The sequence below is a fragment of the Microcoleus sp. N3A4 genome, from assembly GCF_036701805.1.
In the GTDB taxonomy this organism is placed as follows: domain Bacteria; phylum Cyanobacteriota; class Cyanobacteriia; order Cyanobacteriales; family Microcoleaceae; genus Microcoleus.
In genome coordinates this window covers 5907-23979 of sequence record NZ_JAUBRJ010000080.1, presented here as the reverse complement: position 1 = coordinate 23979, position 18073 = coordinate 5907, and the positions used below count along the sequence as shown (strand labels likewise).

Sequence of the window (18073 nt, the reverse complement as noted above, 5' to 3'; positions counted from 1 at the left end):
CATCGAGACCTGCGAGTTCGATGCCTGCACCTGATTTGAGGCGACTAGCAATTATTTTAAGGCTTAAGCTTAATTGCAGAAATCAGGCTCAGGGTGCTTGACACACAAACAAAAGAGTACATTTTGATTATTTATGTGCTACAAGCTTATTGCCTATTTTGCGGTTAAGATTGGTTAAAATAAATGTTGAGATGATTGTGAAAATGTTAAGTTTTTTGTAAAGGAGATATCAACTCTGAGCGATCAAGCACTTTCGGGCAACTTAGCTAGTTCACCTACAGCTTTGCTTCCGCAACTGTCTATTGGTATTTTTGTCCGTTCTGAGAAAATCGCAGGCTCTGCGATCGAGCTTTTGAAGGGCGAACGCTATGCTTTAACGCACATTAAGTCGGCGGTGGAGTTTTTGGGATTCCTGAAGCAAAATTACCACCTCGATTGTTTGGTTTTTGAGGACAATGGGGATCTGCGATCGCTTCTGAGCAAGCTGCAAGAACGATCGCTCTTTTTGCCTGCTGTGATTTTTTCGCCCCAGCCGGGGGAGGATGGATGGCCAGAAGTACCACCTTCAGATTGTTTTGAGGCCGCAGCCATTACCGCCGAGAAGAGAAGAGAGCAAAGTTGTGCTTTTTTTTACCACCCTGCGGAGGTGCAACTGGCAATCGGTCGATCGAGCGAAATAGCTGCCGGTATCGATCGGGCGATCGCACAATTTCTCAAACTTTCAACTCCTGTTCCTGTCAATGACCAATCCGCAAGGGTCGATGCGACGACCCAATTGACTGCTCAAAGTTTGCTAAGCCGACAGCAGCGCCGACTTGCGGAAAAATTACGGGAGCGATTAGGATACTTAGGTGTGTATTATAAAAGAAATTCCCAGATTTTTTTGCGAAATCTGTCAGGGTCAGAGAAGCAAAAGTTTTTGGAGCAACTCAAGTCAAGTTATCGCGAAATCGTTTTGAATTATTTTTCTCAAGATCCTGCCGTAAACAATCAAATAGATGAATTTGTGAATTTGGCTTTTTTTGCTGATGTGGCTGTGACTCAAATTGTGGAAATTCACATGGAATTGATGGACGAGTTCGCCAAACAGCTAAAATTAGAAGGGCGCAGCGAAGAAATATTGCTCGATTACCGCTTGACTCTGATTGACGCGATCGCTCATCTGTGCGAGATGTACAGGCGATCGATTCCGAAAGAGGTATCACAAGGTAAAATGTAGAAGGGATTCCGCAGAAAAGAAGAAGGTAGAAGAGAGAATTTAACAAAGAAGAAAGGAGAAGAGATTCGGCAGCGCGAGCGTGAGGCTGAAATTATTATAAAATAACAAAGAACAGCGGATTCAAGACAAATAACAACTACAACTAACATCTGAAACTAATACTCAACCTTTAAAAAAGTTCATGAGTTCTCTGAAAAAAACCTACGTTCTGAAGCTGTACGTTGCGGGGAATACTCCCAACTCTGTGCGAGCTTTGAAAACCCTAAAGGACATCCTAGAACAAGAATTTCAAGGAGTCTACGCGCTGAAAGTCATCGACGTTCTCAAAAATCCTCAGCTAGCAGAAGAGGACAAAATTTTGGCAACCCCGACGCTGGCCAAAATCCTGCCGCCGCCGGTGCGAAAAATTATTGGCGATTTGTCCGATCGCGAGAAAGTTCTGATAGGATTAGATTTGCTCTATGAAGAACTTCGCGAAGAAGACCTGAATTTATAAGATAATCAGATGACAGTCATTAGTCAGCAGTCAGCAGTCATTAGTTATTGAGCAAAAGTCCAAACTAAAAACTGGGTATAAAGACTCATGAGCTGCGGTTAATGAGTGACAACTAAAGAATACTGAGAGTTGACAAAATCGATATGAATGAACTTAGTCAAACGGTGCAACCAGAAAAATTAATAACGGCAGGAGTTCAAAAAATTCGCACAATGATTGAGGGTTTCGACGACATCAGTCACGGCGGAATGCCGATCGGCAGAACTACCCTAGTCAGCGGCACGTCAGGAACGGGAAAAACTTTATTTGCCGTACAATTTATCTATAACGGAATCACCCATTTTGACGAACCTGGAGTGCTCGTAACTTTTGAAGAATCTCCAACAGATATTATTAAAAATGCTTGCAGTTTCGGTTGGGATTTGGCACAGTTGATCGATGAAGGCAAGCTATTTATTTTGGACGCTTCCCCCGATCCAGAAGGTCAGGATATCGTGGGAAATTTTGATTTATCTGCCTTAATCGAGCGGATTCAGTACGCAATTCGCAAGTACAAAGCCAAGCGCGTTTCTATAGATTCGGTGACGGCCGTATTTCAGCAGTACGATGCTGCATCGGTGGTGCGCCGAGAAATTTTTCGCTTAGTTGCGCGCCTCAAACAAGTAGGAGCAACTACAGTTATGACTACCGAACGGCTGGAAGAATACGGCCCGGTGGCGCGGTTTGGGGTGGAAGAGTTTGTGTCGGATAATGTAGTGATTGTTCGCAACGTTTTGGAAGGGGAACGCCGCCGCCGCACAATGGAAATTTTGAAGTTGCGGGGTACAACTCACATGAAGGGTGAATATCCCTTTACTATGACTAATGACGGAATTAATATTTTCCCCTTGGGGGCGATGCGATTAACTCAAAAGTCTTCTAACGTGCGGGTTTCTTCCGGCGATAAAACTCTCGACGAGATGTGCGGGGGCGGTTTCTTTAAAGACTCGATTATTTTGGCTACGGGTGCGACGGGAACCGGCAAAACGCTGTTGGTGAGCAAGTTCTTGCAGAATGCTTGTATGAACGGGAATCGGGCGCTGCTGTTTGCCTATGAAGAGTCGCGAGCTCAGTTGTTCCGCAATGCTTATTCTTGGGGCATTGATTTTGAGGAAATGGAACAGAAAGGACTGCTGAAGCTGCTGTGTACTTACCCGGAATCTGCGGGTTTGGAAGACCACTTGCAGACTATTAAATCAGAAATTGCTGAGTTCAAACCTTCTCGAATTGCAATAGACTCGCTGTCGGCATTAGCTAGGGGTGTCAGCAATAATGCTTTCAGGCAATTTGTGATCGGAGTAACGGGTTTTGCGAAGCAGGAAGAAATAACCGGCTTTTTCACGAATACAAGCGACCAGTTTATGGGTTCTCATTCGATTACGGACTCGCATATTTCTACGATTACTGACACGATTATCATGCTTCAATATGTAGAGATTCGAGGAGAAATGTCGCGGGCAATTAATGTGTTTAAGATGCGCGGTTCGTGGCACGACAAAGGGATTCGGGAATACACGATTACTGAAAGAGGGCCGCAAATTAAAGATTCGTTCCGCGGTTACGAACGGATTATCAGCGGTTCTCCGACTCGGATTACGGTTAATGAGAAGAGTGAGCTATCGCGGATTCTCCAGGGGGTGCAAGGTGAAGAGGATGAAGATTTTTAAGAGTCAGCAGTCTGTTGGTTAGGGTGTGCACCCCGCACGGAATAGCTGTTTCGGGTGAACACCGCGCACCGAGTAGCTGTGTTTTGAGATCGATCGCCCAAAGTGTCAAACTTCTTAAAAAGATGTCACAACAATTGAGCGATCGCCAACAATAAATCAATTTATTAACTTAAATGATCGCGGAGGGATTTGAATCTCTGTGGCAGCAAGCCAAAGCTTTAATTGCTAAACAAAAGAGCGATCGGTAATAACTCACTCCCGATCGCTATTGTTAAGAACAGGCTTTCCGGCCTGTTGCACAACAACTCAATATTTTGCTTGTGGGGTGGGCTCGCGAGCCCGCACTATTGTTAAGAACAGGCTTTCCGGCCTGTTGCACAACAACTCAATATTTTGCTTGTGGGGTGGGCTTCTAGCCCGCCCTGAAAAGCTGATTAACAATACTAGATGTCAGCAATCAACTACTCGTAAAGCTTCGCATCGTTGTATGGGGGATGTTCGCACGCGATATATAAAGCATTTGTCGGTTCCAGGGCTTCCCCAGTCACCGGATCGATCGGCTTGAGCACAAAGCATAACAGACTGAGCGATCGCCAATCCAAACTTTCTAACTTCCCGCGTTCGTAGCGACTAACAGTAGCATTACTAATACCGACATCTTTTGGTACAGGATCTCCGGCTGTCCGAAACAGAGCGGCCTCGTATTCTTTTGTGACCATTTCTGTTTCAATAATTGACCAGCCCCGAATCTCTCTAGCTGCTTTCAGAAGTTTGCCCAATCTACCGCGTCCCGTATCCGTAAATCGCACAGGGCGCAGTTTTTCCTGATCGACGACAGCCTTAAAGTCAAGAAATCCCGGCATTTTACAGATCCAATTTAACTCTTAAGCTAGCTGTACTTTTGCCTTGCTCAAGGCAGCACACAGGGTTTGAGCATTACACATTTAGAAACATTACTGCAACTTCTCTGCATTCGTGTAGAATGATATGATATAGTAAGATACAAAGACGAACACAAACTACCTCACCCAAGTTCAGGAGTGACTCAGCCATGACAGCACTGTTTCGCCGCATCCAGCCCTCGAAAAAGCTCCGCATCACCGTCAGGTCGATCGCCCAACTGCTCAAAATCAGCCAAAATCAAATTAAGCGAGTCGAATCCTGGGCTTTCGTGGTGTTTGTGCATCGGCGGGACAGAGGGGGACAATTTATCTCGTACCGCAGGCTGGAAGAATGGCAAAATGCGATCGCCCATCATATCCAAACCTGCCCCACCCTGCGAGAACTCTCGCAGCTCAAAACATCCATTCAGTATGACAGCCGGAAATTCAAAAAACAATGCCTCCAAAAAACACTTGACTTTTTAAATCAAATGTGCAGTGAAAGACAAGACGAACTCAATATCTGGGAAAGCTTAAACTGCATTGCTTCCTAGCAGAAATTAGGCAGATTTCCTTGCCAAAAACAGAAGCGAAACATTTGCGAGCAATTGCGAGATCAAATCACCCCAAAAACCACCCGCGAATGCTCCGCCACATCCGTGAAACCAATCACCAAAGCAATTAAGACATTGCCTGAGCGATATAATCAAAATAAGGAGCTGCTTCCTTAGCATCCTCCTGATCGAGCAAAGCCAAAGAAGCTTCCTTCAAACAGCGGATAGCTTCGACCATGCCAGGAACAGGAACGCCCAGAGAATTATACATTTCCCGAACGCCAATCAAACCGATGCTTTCGATCGGCTCCTTGTCACCCGCCAAGATACCGTAAGTAATCAGGCGCAAGTACCAGCCGTAGTCGCGCAGACACAAAGCCCGTTCGCGCTGGCCGTAAGCATTGCCCCCAGGGGAGATAAAATCAGGTCGTTTTTTCCAGAGTTTTTTACTAGCTTCTTCAACAATTTTCCTCTCACTGTCAGACAGCGCAGTAGCAATACGCACCCGCTGTTCTCCGGTTTTAAAGAAATCATTGATACTTTGGAGTTCGCCGGTACTGGGATAACGAAGTTCGTCGTCGGCTTGGAGAATAAATTGGCTAACTACGCTCATAAAAAAAACTCGGTAAGTGGGAAACTCAGTTTCTTCAGGGCTGAGATGGAAACGACGCGGGCGGTTTCAACCGCCGTTAATCTTTCCATTAAACGGGGATTGCTTGATGGGAGTGTAATGAATGTAATGCAGTTTCACTCTTGACCATTACTACCTCAAATTTCGCAACCCGCGATCGCATAACGGTTTTGCTCTTTCGAGCCTCCCTTTCGGGGTGATGTTAGCTTCGACAAAGTTAACGGCCGGTACTATATTTAGGACACTGACTTAACCCAATAAATCTGTTTAATCCTAAATTTCTAGAGCAAGGAACTAGCTTCGTATTCCTTGGTAGGTCTTAAACTCTTACCGTTAACGTAGTACACAAGGTACTTAGTCTGGTCAACTGTGGTTTAAGTCTTAGGCTAGAAGCCCAGTGTCTTTAGACCTGGGTCGTTGACTGTTATTCAAATTTGAGGATAACATTAATAAACATTCCCATCTGTTGGCGACGGGATTCTTGGTTCGCAGACTCGCCTTGCTCCTAACATTTATCAATCCTAGAAGTAGAGGGTAAATCTCCCCAAGCGTTATGCTTGATGTTCAAGCCAGTTTCCTTGTGTTCCAGGGTACTGGGGGAAAATCTCAAAAACTGCGACTGAGAGTTTGGATGTCGGCAGACACTTTGACTGTTTAACGAGTTTTTGCTACATCGCCCCAACAGCCTATCGCACCGACGGGATCGAGGCAACTCGCGGCAAGCTCGACTCCCCGGTTGAAGCTTGGCTTTAGCAGCAAGACGTTCAGCAGCAGGAAGACAGCCTGCAATTGAGCTTGAGTGCGATGGCTTACGCCCCGCTTCGCTACGACTGGCTCTCAGGAAAGAGAGAGCGATATTGCATTACCATATTAAATCCTACCACGACTACTTGTGACCAAATCTAAATTCCCCACCCCAAACTCGACGAAATTGGCAAACCCTTGCCAGCAAGGTCAACTGATTGAGATAGAGATTACCGACTTGACAGACACCGGCGACGGAGTTGGTCGTTTTGGTGAGTTAGTAGTGTTTGTGCCCGATACCGTGACGGGCGATCGAGTCCTTGTCCGCCTCGTGCAAGTCAAATCCACCTATGCTACAGGCAAGCTGGACACACTTCTCGAAACATCCGAACACCGCATCCGAGCTAACTGCATTGTCGCCGACAAGTGCGGCGGCTGTCAGTGGCAGCACGTAGACTATCAATATCAGCTTGCAGCCAAGCAAAATCAAATCATTCAAGCCTTAGAAAGGATTGGCGGATTTAGCAATCTGCAAGTCGATGAAATTTTAACGGGAAAAATCGAGGGATTTCCCCAATTTTTGGGATACCGCAACAAAGCGACTTATCCCGTGGCAATATCTGCGACAGGTCAAGTTCAAGCGGGTTACTATCAAAAAAGCACGCACAAATTAGTCAATCTCAATCAGTGTCCGGTGCAAGATCCGCGCCTCAATCCTTTGTTAAAGGAAGTCAAAGAAGACATCCACTGGCGGGATTGGCCTGTCTACGACGAAAAGAAACATACAGGAGAATTGCGTCACTTGTCCTTGCGAATCGGACGGCGCACCGGCGAGATGCTGCTAACTTTAATAGTTCGGACTGGAGACTTGCCGGGACTCGAAGAGCAAGCATCAGAGTGGCTGAAACAATATCCTCAACTTGCAGGTGTTTGTTTGAATATAAATCCGGCTCAAACTAATGTGATTTTTGGTGCAGAAACTCGCTGCATTGCCGGTCGTTCTTATCTGCGAGAAAGCTTTGCCGGGATGAATTTTCAGCTAAGAGCGGATACTTTTTTTCAGGTAAATACAGAGGCTGCTGAAGCATTGTTAGAGGTGATGGTAGGGGAATTGAATTTGCAGGGCAACGAGGTTTTGGTTGACGCTTACTGCGGAATTGGAACTTTTACTTTACCCCTGGCAAAACAAGTAAAAATAGCGATAGGTTTAGAAGTGCAACCGGCGGCGATCGAACAAGCGAAATTAAATGCTGAGTTAAATGACTTGAGAAATGTCGAGTTTCAGGTGGGAACTGTAGAGAGTTTGCTGCCTTCCTTGGGATTGACACCGGATATTGTGCTGCTAGATCCGCCGAGGAAAGGGTGCGATCGCGCGGTTTTGGAAGCGATCGAGGAAATCAAGCCAAATCGCATTGTTTATGTTAGCTGCAAGCCTGCTACTTTGGCTCGCGACCTGAAGATTTTGTGCGAAAATGGGGATTATAAGTTAGCGCGAGTGCAGCCGGCGGATTTCTTTCCTCAGACTTCTCATGTTGAGTGTGCGGCTTTTTTGGTGAGGTGAATGAAAGGGCGATCGTTGTTTAGTTAAATTCAATCATCAGCATCGGTGAACAGGGCGGATAAATCTCGATAACCACTGACAACTCGAAAGATTTCTACATTTTGTCCGATCGGCATATAGAGGATGAGATAGTTGTCTGTGGAGAGACTGCGAAGCAAGGGTAAAATTTCGTCTCTTTGTCGTCCAATATTGGGAAATTGAGCAATTTTGGCGAATTTAGCGTCAAGATTGCTTAAAAAGCGATCGGCTCGATCGAGTCCCGATCAACTAGCGATGTAGTCTGCAATTTGCTCGATGTCTTGAATTGCGGGTTGGGTGAGGCGAAATTGTGGAGTCATGCTTCTGAGGAAGTGTAACGCGATCGCAAATTAGCTCGAATTTGTGCTATTGCGGTTGCACCGTCTACGACTTCACCGCGTTGGGATGCTTGCTGACCAATCAGTGCGTCTTGTTGGAGTTCTTGCAGTCGTCCTTGATAAATGTCTTGCTGTTGTTCGAGTAGTTGAATGGCTGCAAGGATAACGTCGATCGCGCTGTTGTATTTGCCGCTGGTGAGTTGGCGCTGCACGAGGGCTTCGACTTCAGGTGGCAAAACAATTTGCATGGTGTTTGAGATGAGGAGTGTTGATTCTATTGTAGGCGATCGCCCTAAGCTACCTTGGGGCAAATTTCGATTTTGACAGTCATCCCTACTTGGTTGAGCATTACAATCAGAGTATCAACGGAGAACTGCCCAATTTTACCTTGAGTCAAAGCTTTGATTTCGTCGCTTGACTGTTTGAGATGTTGAGCCGTTTGGTCAATAGTCCAACCGTGATGTTTAATCTGATTTTGCAGGGCTAGCATTAGTTGCGATCGGATTAGTAAGTTATCAGCTTCTTGGGCTGAAAATCCGAGGTCTAGAAAGATATTATCAGCGGCTTGGGTAATGGTATTTTCGCTCATTGTTCAGACTCTCTTAAATTCAAACGATTTTGTAAAAGTTGCTGGTAGCGTTTCTGTCCAACTTCGAGATTTTTCTGAGCTGTCTTCTGGGTTTTTTTCTGGAACGCATGGAGAACGTAAATAGCTTCTTCAAATCTAGCAATATAGAATACCCGATAGGCATCTTCTGTCCGAATCCGAATTTCTTCAACGCCTTTGCCTACGATCGACATGGGTTTAAAATCTGATGGTGGTATGCCTTGCTGGATAGTCCAAAGTGCAAAACCAGCTTCTTTTCGGGCATCTTCAGGAAGAGATTGGATTTCTTCGCGGGCAGCACCAACCCACCGAATCGGTTTGATTGTCATCAGGTTTGTTGAGAATCGAACACTGTAATAATTGTAACATAGGGGATGAAGATTAGGTATTTGTGGTTTGGGTTAGAGCCGATCGCCCTTGAGTTAGATTGGTTTGTTTAGGTGCGATCGCACACTATTGCTCCCCTTCATTCAATTCGCTCAAAACTTTTGCCACTGCTGATGCTTGCTCTGGATACAGACGCGCTAAATATCCACACATTTCATAAGCGGAATCCAAGTAGTAAGCACAGGGAATTAATAGCTTCTTGAAGTTTTGCCTATCGCCTGTTTCAACAAGGAATGCAGCAACTTTTGGAATATATTGATTGCGGTTAATAAGAATTGCTTCTACCGTCTTCACTGTCTGTTCGCCAAATTCTGCCATTGCCTGTATTTGGGCGATCGCTCTTAACGATTCTACGCGCTTTTTTTCATCATCAATTTTGTCTTTAGCCTGAAGAGCAGCATCAAAAGTTTTTAACAGTGCCTCTTTTTCTCCTTTTTTGAACTGCTCCCAGGCTATTCTCGATAGCGCCCTGAATTGAAGCCATCCATCTTCAATTTTGTCTGTAATATTAAGGGCAGTGACAAGCTTTCCGGCTTCTGCATATGCTGCTGCTATTGTGAATAAATCATCATTGCGTTTCTGGCTTTCTTGTGCTAATGCAGCCTCAAGCAGTTCGGCTAAGGTGGCTAAGGCTGCTTCGGTTTCTCCAACAGTTGCTCGTGCCACTGCTATAGTCGTCAAAACATCTACCTTGTTTGACAAAAATAAGAAAAGAGAAACATCTGCATTTTCATAGAATTCATGAGCATTACTGAGGATTCTCTTGAATTTTTCTATTTGTTGTGAATCTTGCCAGATTTGCAAATGCGCTATGGTTTTTAGTGCATCCGCTTGGAACGATGGAATACGGATCTCTTGCATGGTTATAAGAGCGTCGTCAAAGTCTCCTATCATTGCCTGTGCTTGTGCTATTAATGTGAAAGTTTGCGATCGATGGTGTTCTCGGTTATTACTAATTTTTTTGGCAATTTCAAGGGCGCGAGCGCAGATAGATTTCGCCTCTTCTATCTTTTCTGCTTCTACCAATATCCGTGCTATTCTCGCTAATATATTTGCTTTTTCCGCAGTATTATCAATATGTTGTGCAATTTCGCAGGCAATACTGGCAGTAGCTGCTCCTAATTTTTTTTGCGCGTTCTTTACCTGGACTCCGGCTACTTCTATTAAGGCTGAAGACATCAAAAATGAAATTGATATTTCTGGTTCTTTTTTAGCTTGAAGAACGGTAGCAAAAGTAGTTCGTGCTGCTTCAGTTTTCCCATCTGCCACCTGTGCCTCTGCTATTACTGCTAAAGTTTTGGCTCGCGTTGGTGGACTCTCTATTTCTTTAGCTATCTCTGAAGCAGCAGTAAAATTTTGTGCTTTGGCATATCCTTTTGCTATTGCTGATAGGGCTTCTTGCTGTTGGTTTTTATCCTTAATCTTATTTTTTGTTGTAATGGCGGCAGTAAAATCCCCAATCTCTATCAGAGCTTCCACTACTGCTAACAAAGCCTCTCCTTGCTTCTGATTCTTAATTTCTTCAGCAGTTTTACGAAGAGAAACTTCCCCTCTTGTGACGTTTAATCGCATCTCGCCCATCACCTGTTCAGTCAGAGCCAATTGATGGTCAATTTCTTCAACCGTTTCAAGTGCTGCCGTAAAATTTTTTGTTCTTGCTTGTCCTTTTACTATTGCTACTAAAATATCTATTTGTTGGAATTGATCCTCAATTTTTTCAGCGATATTGAGCGCTGCCGTAACATCACCTGCCCAGGCTTGGGCGTTAGCTATAACTACCAAAGTATTTGTTTTATCTGATTCAATCTCAATTTTTTCAGCCGTCTTGAGTGCCGCAGTAAAATCTCCTGACGAGACTTGGGCATGAGCTATTATCCACAGAGATCGTGATTTTGTTAGGGGTTCTTCAATCTGATTTGCGGTTGCAATAGCAGCAGGAAAATCTTTGGCATTTATTTGTACTGAAATAATGCGTTGCAAAGCATCAGCTTTATCCCATTGGCTTTCGATTTCTTGAGCCGTCTCAATTGCATCGTTAAATTCCCTAGCCTCAGCTTGCGCTATTGCTATTTTTTGCAGGGAATCGACTTTACTTTTTTCATCCTCAATACCATGTGCTATTCTTTTCGCTTGAGTAAATGTGACTCGCCCTTTCTCGCTCTGTCCTAGTTTTGTTTGTAACTCCGCTAAGTTTTTTAAGCAATAACAATCTTCAACTTCCAATCGCCCCTCGATTTTTTGAAGGGTGTCGCGAGCTTCCGCAACCATTCCTAATTCTACCTGAATATGTGCTAGAGCAACAATTGCATTTACTCGACGCTGTTCGTTTTCAATCTTGTATGCTGTTTCAATAGATTCAGTTAAGGTAAATCGTGCAGCTTCCCTATACCCCAGTTCTATTTGAGTTTTTGCTATTTTACCAATCAAAAATTCAACCCCACAGTTTGGCAGAAGTTTGTGTGCGATCTCAAGAACATTAGCAAAAGAAGCAGCTACTTCTCCATCCCCTTTTTGAACCTGTTTCTTTGCTATATTTATCAATGCCAACATTTGCTCCAAGTTAGAGCTAATACCCGACACAGTTTTTATGGCAGCAGCAAAGTTACCGCGATCGCTAATATCTCGACACAGAATGTTGCGGTAGACATTCTCCAAAAGGTTTTGCTGCAAAACAGTACAGACATCCTCACTCACGTCAAAAAGATGCGCGAGTAGGTAAGCAGCATACTCGCTTTGCCAATCAATAGCTGGATGAGTGGATAAACGAGGCAATTCCTTCTGTTGCAACCGCTTCAGTGTCTCGCGTGATTCTTTCAATTTGCCTGTATCTTTCAATTCCAAAGCCAGCAATAAATACCACAATACACAGCGCTCAATTTCATACAAATCTGCCAGCTTCCAAGCGCGTTCCAAACTGCCTTTTCGCAGTGCTGCAAGGGGTGAATCTTTCGCCTTCGTCTGCAACAGTCGCCGTGCGTGTACTAGCAGAAACTCTGCCATTTCTCCTGGTTTGTCTTCAATAGCAGCAGCTAATAAGGCTGTCTGAACTGTGTTTAAAGGCAAATCAGCTTGCTCTGGCAAGTGTTCTCGTTGGGCAATACTAAAGTCTTCGTTACGTGCTAAGTCATACAACTTATTCCACTGCTTTATATCCCCTAAATGTTCTGCATAATATCGCAAGGCATAACTACTATAATTTTCCTGCCATTGGCTACAGTATTTTATCAAACCCTGTAAAGCATCTTCAGCATCATCACCTAATTTAGCGGCAAATGTCGTTGCCAATAGTGGGTGAGCAAAAGCGTAAAGCTTGTCTTCGGAAATCCTCATCCAGCGCGTTACTTGCCAACACTGATGCAACTGGCGTAAAGAGCGATCGCGCATTCCCGTAATTGCCTTAACATCTTGTTTTTCAAGTGCGCCTTTCGCTACTGCCAACAGTGCAAAAAACTGCCACCTTTCACAGGGCAAATCTAGTTCTTCTAAGCGCTTTAACTGCTGCTTGACATAGTTCTCAAATCCCTTGGGCGTTTGTGCCAATAGTTGTCGTATATCTTGTTTCTGTTTTGCAGCATGACTCAACTCATCAATTAGATAATTCAGGTAAAGTGGAAAGCCTTGAGTAATTTCATCTAATTGGGTAACGAAATTTGTATCTTCGGCAAATACTGCTAACTCACCGTCACCAGTTTGTTTTAACCAGTCTGCGATCGCACAACGGGGCAAACGATCGAGGTGTATTGGCTCAATATCATTTGTCCAACCAGACAAGTATTCTGGCTTCTCCCCTTCAGAGGCTCTCGCTGAAGCAATGACGAATACATTCGGAGGTAAAGGAGTAGGAAAGGGTGGTGAGAATAGAATATCTGTTTTATCTAATTCATCCAAAGCATCTATGAGAATGACTAATGGCTTTTCTTCCTTTCCAGGCTCTCTTAATATGTTATATAGTGCTTTCCTTAGCTCATCTATTTCGTTAGGTATTTGCTCATAAGATCGTTCATTATATGTATAAATTTGCTGTAGTAAATTCCCATAAGCACTTTTAGCAGAGCGAGTTCGATCGTACCGTTGGCTAAAGAAATGATGAGCAATAAAATAGCCTTGTTCGTGCCGTATTTTCAACCAACTAGCTAACAGTGAAGTTTTACCAAAACCAGCACTAGCAGTCATAAGGAGGACACCACTGGAATTATCAGCTAAAAAATTGTCGAGTTTTTCAATTTCTTTAGAACGTCCTATAAATAGCTGGGTGTGTTCGCTTACTATCAGCTCAACCTTATCGACTACCTCCCGATCGGGCTGTGTTCTTTCTGTGCCAAAGTTTTCCTCTAAAATCTTTTCAACTTTGCGTGCCCTATCGATTTGGAAGTTAGAAACCACTTGAAGGATATCTCGATAATCCCAAATATCTTTTTGTGGGTCAAAATTAAATTTTCTATTAATTATTTTATTGATCTCTGTAGGGGAGTAAGAATTTTGCTTTTCTCTCAAAATATAAATAATTAACTTGTCGTACTTTTCGTATAGCTTGTCTGGATGTTCAATGAACTTCCTCAATGTATCTTTAACTTTTTCAATACCAGGCGTAGCTGTAATTTGAAAAGCTACTCTTGCCGTTTCATCACCTAAATCAATGCTGGGGAAGTTACTCCCTTCTGTAAAATTCAAATTTTTCAGATTGTTATACTCATAAACCTCAGCAATGATAGGTATCATTATACTTTCAGCCACCTTGTTAAGGTCTGTTTGACCCATTGCCGTACAACCTTTTATTTGGGTTACGAAAAGAGACATCAAGTAGTTAATTCTCTTTTGGGATTTCTCAAGATTCATACTCTATATTCAGAAACTGATTTACTTCTGGTTATTATTGTACCTTACAGGGAATCGCCCTTATTTTCCCTGCATTGCGATCGCCTTACAATCATGTCAAATATATTCAATCCTTCCGATCATTTCTTCAGGTGTATAGACTTCATAAATTAAAATCAAACTGCTGTTCGCAAATAAATGCCAGGTGTGACTCATCGCTTTTAGTACGCAACCCCGCATCAACTGTTGTTGTAACATCTATCCCGTAACGACGTAAACCGCGCGCAATATTAGAGTCAATATGTTCGTCTAAATGAAAACGAATTTGCTCACTCACCTCTTATTGCCCTCAATTTTTCTTGTAACGGAGATGGTGGACTATTACGCTTTAATTCTTCCACAATAGCTCGACTTTCAGCAGTGTGACGATCGATTTCTTCTCGACGATCGTAATAATAGGTCATTGCAGCATGAACTGAGGCAAGTGGTAAGTCATACTTGCCGGCAATTTCTTCTATAGAAATTCCCATTTTCAGATACATTTCGGCGATGTGTGCTACAGCAATTCGATGGCCAGCAATGCGTGGCTTACCACCAAGTACCCCAGGCGTAATTTCGATATGTTCTGTGATGACGGATTCCTTAGACATTATAGTTAAAGGCTATTAATTGGTAATCTTTAATCTCTTTAATATTAGCACAAATAGTCACCGTTAAACCAAATTGTAGGGTGCGTTAGACATTAATTATTTCGATTTCAACAGGTTTGAAGGATCTGACGCACCCTACGAACAGTATTTCGATCGCCCTCACCACCAACTAGATAAAAACTAGATCCAGTCCGGCCTGAATCGGGTGGAGTCCAGAAGTATAGAATAGAGGTTGCTGAACCGGCACACCGCCCGATCGCTCGCCCCCAGCAATTTGTTACCCTAAAATTAGAATCTTCCCTCCCTCAACTCCCTCCCATGAACAACGCTTCTCCCCTGATTCAAACCGTGACTCCAGAACGCTGGGCCGGGTTTAGTATGGACTTTATAGGGGCGGGTTACACGGGTTTGTTGGTCAAAAACGGCCGCGCCGTGCGTACCCTGAAATCCGGGCGGCATTTCAGCTTCGCCCTTCCCCTGCTGGAACAGTGTCAAATTGTCATCGTAGACACCAAACTCCGCAATTTGGATGTACAGTCGCACGGAGATTTTTTGTCTAAGGATCGGTTTTTAATTGATGCCACTCTGACTGTTATTTATCAAGTTATAGATCCGAAACGGGTAGCTTTGGAATTGTCCGATCCTCTAGCTGTTTTAGCAAGTGCAGTTAAGGATTGTATGGGATTAGCGATCGGGCAAATACCCCTACAACAGCTTATCAGTCAAGGACGGCTGTTGCTGCGGCAAAATTTGCTCGATCGCGTCCAAGATTTTTATACTCTAGGTTTTAACTTAGAAGACGTGCGAATTGGCGATGTCAGCTTTCCCGAAACAAACGGAGTTATTCGCCAAGTTGAGGGAATGAGTGCCCGACAGGAAGCAGAAAATGCGGCCGCCCTGCAAATGAGAATTGCCGAAGCAGGCCGTCCGATTGTTCCTCAATCTCCCGTACAGCAGTTAAACTTAATTTCAGGTAATTCTCCTGCAAGTCTTCCAGCTTCAGACACAACAGCAGGGTTCGATCGAGATTTACAACAACTGACACAACAACTTGCTCAAAACAGCCTTCCTGCTGGGAGAAATCCTCCCCAACTTGCACCGACGGTACTCGCAAGCAGCGATCGCAAAACAACCGCATATTTAATCTACAAACTTTCTGGAGAGGCGATCGCCCTAACAGCCAATCCCTTTACAATTGGACGCGAACCAACCAACACTTTAGTATTGCAAGATCCGCAAAGTTCGCGCTACCACGCTCAAATCCGCCGGGCCACTGACGAAATTGGCAAACAGCGATATCAGCTTGTCGATAGCGGTAGTTCCAACGGCACTTTTGTCGGTGGGCAGAGGCTGGCTGCTAACGAGCCTTTTTGGTTGCCAAATGGCTGCGAAATTGCGATCGGCGACCAAAAATGGATCTTTCAAGATGCGTGAGGAAACAGGGTTTTTTCCCTTGAACTTAACGGCCTGACCAAAATCCGACTACGGGTATTTGATAATACCGGAGTTGCTTTTTTGTACTTAGATGACTTGTAGGTCGATCGGTGGGAATGGTAGCTGTTAAAATCGGATGCAGACACCCCGACCGCGAGCAACAAAAAGCTATAACTCAGTAAATACAATGGTTTTGAAATAGCAACTGTAGAATTAATGTTTCTTGTGACTGATTTTTGACAATCAAAATGTCAGTAATTGGGGCGATCGACCGCATCGCCAATGTCAAAAAAAACAGGTGTAAACTTATACCAAAAAACTGTTCCTTACAGAACAGTTTTGTTTGTTCAAAATAGAAGCCTTTAACATAAGATACGTTGAATTCCGACGATAAAAATATCAGCAACTCACCCGCTCAATCGCATCCCCATCCCAAAAATATAGGTGTTATTTTATACGAAAAAACAGTTTCTTGCCGAACCGTTTGACAATTGAAAATATAAGTAGGCGAAGCAGACTAATTTAATATTGAGAGAGGCAGATAACTGGAATATAGAACTTGTGCGCCGATCGTGGTAGCGTAAAAATACAAAATTTAGGCAAAATCTGTAGTTGTCTGTATTTTAGGGAGCGATAATTGGCAGATTATGAAAGAGATTAAGGCGCTATTCGAGCAAGGAGTCAAGCGGCTGCATTCTCGGGATTTTGAAGGGGCGATCGCCCTGTTCGATCGAGTGCTGCAACTCGACCCCAACTACACAGACGCCTGGGGCTGCCGCGGCCTGGCCCTCGGACACCTGAAGCATTACCCAGAGTGCATCGAAAACTTCGATCGCGCGATCGACCTCCAACCCTCAAACCGTCAGGCTTTGCTCAACCGAGGCATTGTTTTGGGAGAATGGGGCAAGCACAAAGAAGCCTCGGCCAACTTCGATCGAATGCTGGGCTACTACCCTGACTCCTACGAAGCTTGGGAGGGCAAAGCCAACTCTCTGGCATTCATCAAAAAGTATACAGAAGCTCTCAACTGCTACGAACGCGCTCTGGAATTCAACCCCGATTACTACAAAGCCTTCGCCAATAGAGGCAATGTTCTGATCGAGCTCGGCCGCTTTAAAGCAGCAATTCGCAGCTACGACCAAGCTATCAGCATCCAGCCAGACGATCCAGAGGTGTGGTTCAACCGCGGCTGCGGGTTCATGGCTTGGGAAAAAGCGGAAGCAGCTTTAGACAGTTTCGATCGCGCGATCGCCATCAACTCTAACCATGCGTCATCGTGGGTAAACCGAGGCAATATGCTGGCTAAGTTGGGCAGAGAAAAAGAGTGTTTGGAGGCCTGCGAACGAGCCGTAGAAATCAATCCCAACTGCACCCACGCTTGGAACAACCGCGCCCTAGCACTGCGGCGTTTGGGACGAGTGAAAGAGGCGATCGCATCCTACGACAAATCCCTGGTTTGCGACTCCCAAAACTACGAAGCTTGGGACAACCGGGGCTACGCTTTAGCTAAAATTGGCAAATACAAAGAAGCTCACAAAAGCATCGATAAGTCCCTGGAAGTAAAGCCAGACCACGCCAACGGCATTTACAACAAAGGCTATTGCTATGCTTGGGAAGGTAAAACAACTTTAGCTGTAGATTGCATTGCTAGGGCGATCGAACTCAACCGAGCCAAATATCTCAGCCTAGCTCAAACCGACCCGGACTTAAAGCCTTTGCACAAAAACAAGCGCTTTCAAAAGTTGTTAGGAAAAACGTTTTGTTAGTCAGCAGTCAGCAGTCATTCGATTTTAGATTTTAGATTTTGGATTTTGGATTGATTCCACGGATAAATCCGGGGGCTTGAGGATTTTAGATTTTCGATTTTGGATTGATTCCACGGTTCGATCGCGTGGCGGGTACCACCTTTGAAATTCGCTTGTCAGCAGTCAGCAGTCAGCAGTCATTCGATTTTAGATTTTAGATTTTCGATTTTGGATTGATTCCACGGTTCGATCGCGTGGCGGGTACCACCTTTGAAATTCGCTTGTCA

The 18073-nt window shown here is 44.3% G+C and carries 15 protein-coding genes and 1 pseudogene; 7 read left to right on the top strand and 9 right to left on the bottom strand.

The features are described from left to right. Window positions 1-283 precede the first annotated feature (283 nt). The 3 genes from QUA56_RS30920 (at window position 284) to kaiC (ending at window position 3421) form a co-directional block, all read left to right on the top strand. Window positions 284-1219, top strand: a complete 936-nt coding sequence (locus tag QUA56_RS30920; RefSeq protein WP_333366054.1) for a circadian clock protein KaiA — start codon at window positions 284-286, stop codon at window positions 1217-1219. Between the two features lie 181 nt (window positions 1220-1400). Next, window positions 1401-1715: a circadian clock protein KaiB gene (gene kaiB / locus QUA56_RS30915; protein WP_333366051.1), complete on the top strand. Its 315-nt coding sequence runs from the start codon at window positions 1401-1403 to the stop codon at window positions 1713-1715. 143 nt (window positions 1716-1858) lie between these two features. Continuing rightward, a complete protein-coding gene (gene kaiC / locus QUA56_RS30910) occupies window positions 1859-3421 on the top strand; it encodes a circadian clock protein KaiC (RefSeq protein ID WP_333366047.1) in 1563 nt (520 codons plus the stop codon). A gap of 461 nt (window positions 3422-3882) precedes the next feature. On the opposite strand, the gene QUA56_RS30905 is transcribed toward kaiC, so the two are convergent. Beyond that, window positions 3883-4284 carry a helix-turn-helix transcriptional regulator gene (locus QUA56_RS30905; protein ID WP_006634106.1) on the bottom strand — a complete coding sequence of 134 codons (402 nt, stop codon included), beginning with the start codon at window positions 4282-4284 and terminating at the stop codon, window positions 3883-3885. 188 nt (window positions 4285-4472) lie between these two features. On the opposite strand from QUA56_RS30905, the gene QUA56_RS30900 reads away from it, so the two are divergent. Then, entirely contained in the window at window positions 4473-4856 is a 384-nt protein-coding gene (locus tag QUA56_RS30900) for a hypothetical protein (protein WP_333366044.1), read from the top strand. A gap of 127 nt (window positions 4857-4983) precedes the next feature. Here QUA56_RS30900 and apcD read toward each other — a convergent pair whose 3' ends face one another. Continuing rightward, the gene (gene apcD / locus QUA56_RS30895) at window positions 4984-5469 is read right to left on the bottom strand and encodes an allophycocyanin subunit alpha-B (protein WP_333366041.1); all 486 of its coding nucleotides are present in this window, start codon (window positions 5467-5469) and stop codon (window positions 4984-4986) included. A gap of 910 nt (window positions 5470-6379) precedes the next feature. Here apcD and rlmD point away from each other — a divergent pair. Then, on the top strand, window positions 6380-7792 hold the full coding sequence (rlmD, locus tag QUA56_RS30890) for a 23S rRNA (uracil(1939)-C(5))-methyltransferase RlmD (RefSeq protein ID WP_333366038.1): 1413 nt from the start codon (window positions 6380-6382) through the stop codon (window positions 7790-7792). Between the two features lie 29 nt (window positions 7793-7821). Here the strand turns inward: rlmD and QUA56_RS30885 are convergent. The 7 genes and pseudogenes from QUA56_RS30885 to QUA56_RS30855 form a co-directional block, all read right to left on the bottom strand. Next, a pseudogene (locus QUA56_RS30885) lies at window positions 7822-8037 on the bottom strand (type II toxin-antitoxin system RelE/ParE family toxin); the annotation flags it as partial. Window positions 8038-8126: 89 nt separating this feature from the next. Next, on the bottom strand, window positions 8127-8459 hold the full coding sequence (locus QUA56_RS30880) for a type II toxin-antitoxin system ParD family antitoxin (RefSeq protein WP_333366035.1): 333 nt from the start codon (window positions 8457-8459) through the stop codon (window positions 8127-8129). Next, a complete protein-coding gene (locus QUA56_RS30875) occupies window positions 8441-8737 on the bottom strand; it encodes an XRE family transcriptional regulator (protein WP_333366032.1) in 297 nt (98 codons plus the stop codon). The genes QUA56_RS30880 and QUA56_RS30875 overlap by 19 nt, the downstream gene beginning before the upstream one ends. Beyond that, window positions 8734-9084: a type II toxin-antitoxin system RelE/ParE family toxin gene (locus QUA56_RS30870; protein WP_333366029.1), complete on the bottom strand. Its 351-nt coding sequence runs from the start codon at window positions 9082-9084 to the stop codon at window positions 8734-8736. The genes QUA56_RS30875 and QUA56_RS30870 overlap by 4 nt, the downstream gene beginning before the upstream one ends. 124 nt (window positions 9085-9208) lie before the next feature. Further along, a complete protein-coding gene (locus QUA56_RS30865; RefSeq protein WP_333366026.1) occupies window positions 9209-13978 on the bottom strand; it encodes an SMEK domain-containing protein in 4770 nt (1589 codons plus the stop codon). Window positions 13979-14120: 142 nt separating this feature from the next. Beyond that, window positions 14121-14294: a hypothetical protein gene (locus QUA56_RS30860; RefSeq protein ID WP_333366023.1), complete on the bottom strand. Its 174-nt coding sequence runs from the start codon at window positions 14292-14294 to the stop codon at window positions 14121-14123. Further along, window positions 14287-14607 carry a DUF433 domain-containing protein gene (locus QUA56_RS30855; RefSeq protein ID WP_015178791.1) on the bottom strand — a complete coding sequence of 107 codons (321 nt, stop codon included), beginning with the start codon at window positions 14605-14607 and terminating at the stop codon, window positions 14287-14289. The genes QUA56_RS30860 and QUA56_RS30855 overlap by 8 nt, the downstream gene beginning before the upstream one ends. Window positions 14608-14925: 318 nt before the next feature. Between QUA56_RS30855 and QUA56_RS30850 the strand changes: the two genes are divergently transcribed. Both QUA56_RS30850 and QUA56_RS30845 read left to right on the top strand, forming a co-directional pair. Continuing rightward, a complete protein-coding gene (locus tag QUA56_RS30850; protein WP_333366021.1) occupies window positions 14926-16041 on the top strand; it encodes an SPFH domain-containing protein in 1116 nt (371 codons plus the stop codon). A 647-nt stretch (window positions 16042-16688) separates the two neighbouring features. Then, window positions 16689-17807 (top strand): tetratricopeptide repeat protein, encoded by a 1119-nt coding sequence (locus QUA56_RS30845; protein WP_333366018.1) that lies wholly within the window; start codon window positions 16689-16691, stop codon window positions 17805-17807. Window positions 17808-18073 lie beyond the last annotated feature (266 nt).

What these genes read in the sequence shown, in the direction of transcription:
- QUA56_RS30905 (WP_006634106.1), bottom strand. Translation starts at nt 4,284, where the DNA reads ATGCCGGGATTTCTTGACTTTAAGGCTGTCGTCGATCAGGAAAAACTG.
- kaiC (WP_333366047.1), top strand. Translation starts at nt 1,859, where the DNA reads ATGAATGAACTTAGTCAAACGGTGCAACCAGAAAAATTAATAACGGCA.
- QUA56_RS30900 (WP_333366044.1), top strand. Translation starts at nt 4,473, where the DNA reads ATGACAGCACTGTTTCGCCGCATCCAGCCCTCGAAAAAGCTCCGCATC.
- QUA56_RS30870 (WP_333366029.1), bottom strand. Translation starts at nt 9,084, where the DNA reads ATGACAATCAAACCGATTCGGTGGGTTGGTGCTGCCCGCGAAGAAATC.
- QUA56_RS30855 (WP_015178791.1), bottom strand. Translation starts at nt 14,607, where the DNA reads ATGTCTAAGGAATCCGTCATCACAGAACATATCGAAATTACGCCTGGG.
- kaiB (WP_333366051.1), top strand. Translation starts at nt 1,401, where the DNA reads ATGAGTTCTCTGAAAAAAACCTACGTTCTGAAGCTGTACGTTGCGGGG.
- QUA56_RS30865 (WP_333366026.1), bottom strand. Translation starts at nt 13,978, where the DNA reads ATGAATCTTGAGAAATCCCAAAAGAGAATTAACTACTTGATGTCTCTT.
- QUA56_RS30850 (WP_333366021.1), top strand. Translation starts at nt 14,926, where the DNA reads ATGAACAACGCTTCTCCCCTGATTCAAACCGTGACTCCAGAACGCTGG.
- apcD (WP_333366041.1), bottom strand. Translation starts at nt 5,469, where the DNA reads ATGAGCGTAGTTAGCCAATTTATTCTCCAAGCCGACGACGAACTTCGT.
- QUA56_RS30875 (WP_333366032.1), bottom strand. Translation starts at nt 8,737, where the DNA reads ATGAGCGAAAATACCATTACCCAAGCCGCTGATAATATCTTTCTAGAC.
- QUA56_RS30845 (WP_333366018.1), top strand. Translation starts at nt 16,689, where the DNA reads ATGAAAGAGATTAAGGCGCTATTCGAGCAAGGAGTCAAGCGGCTGCAT.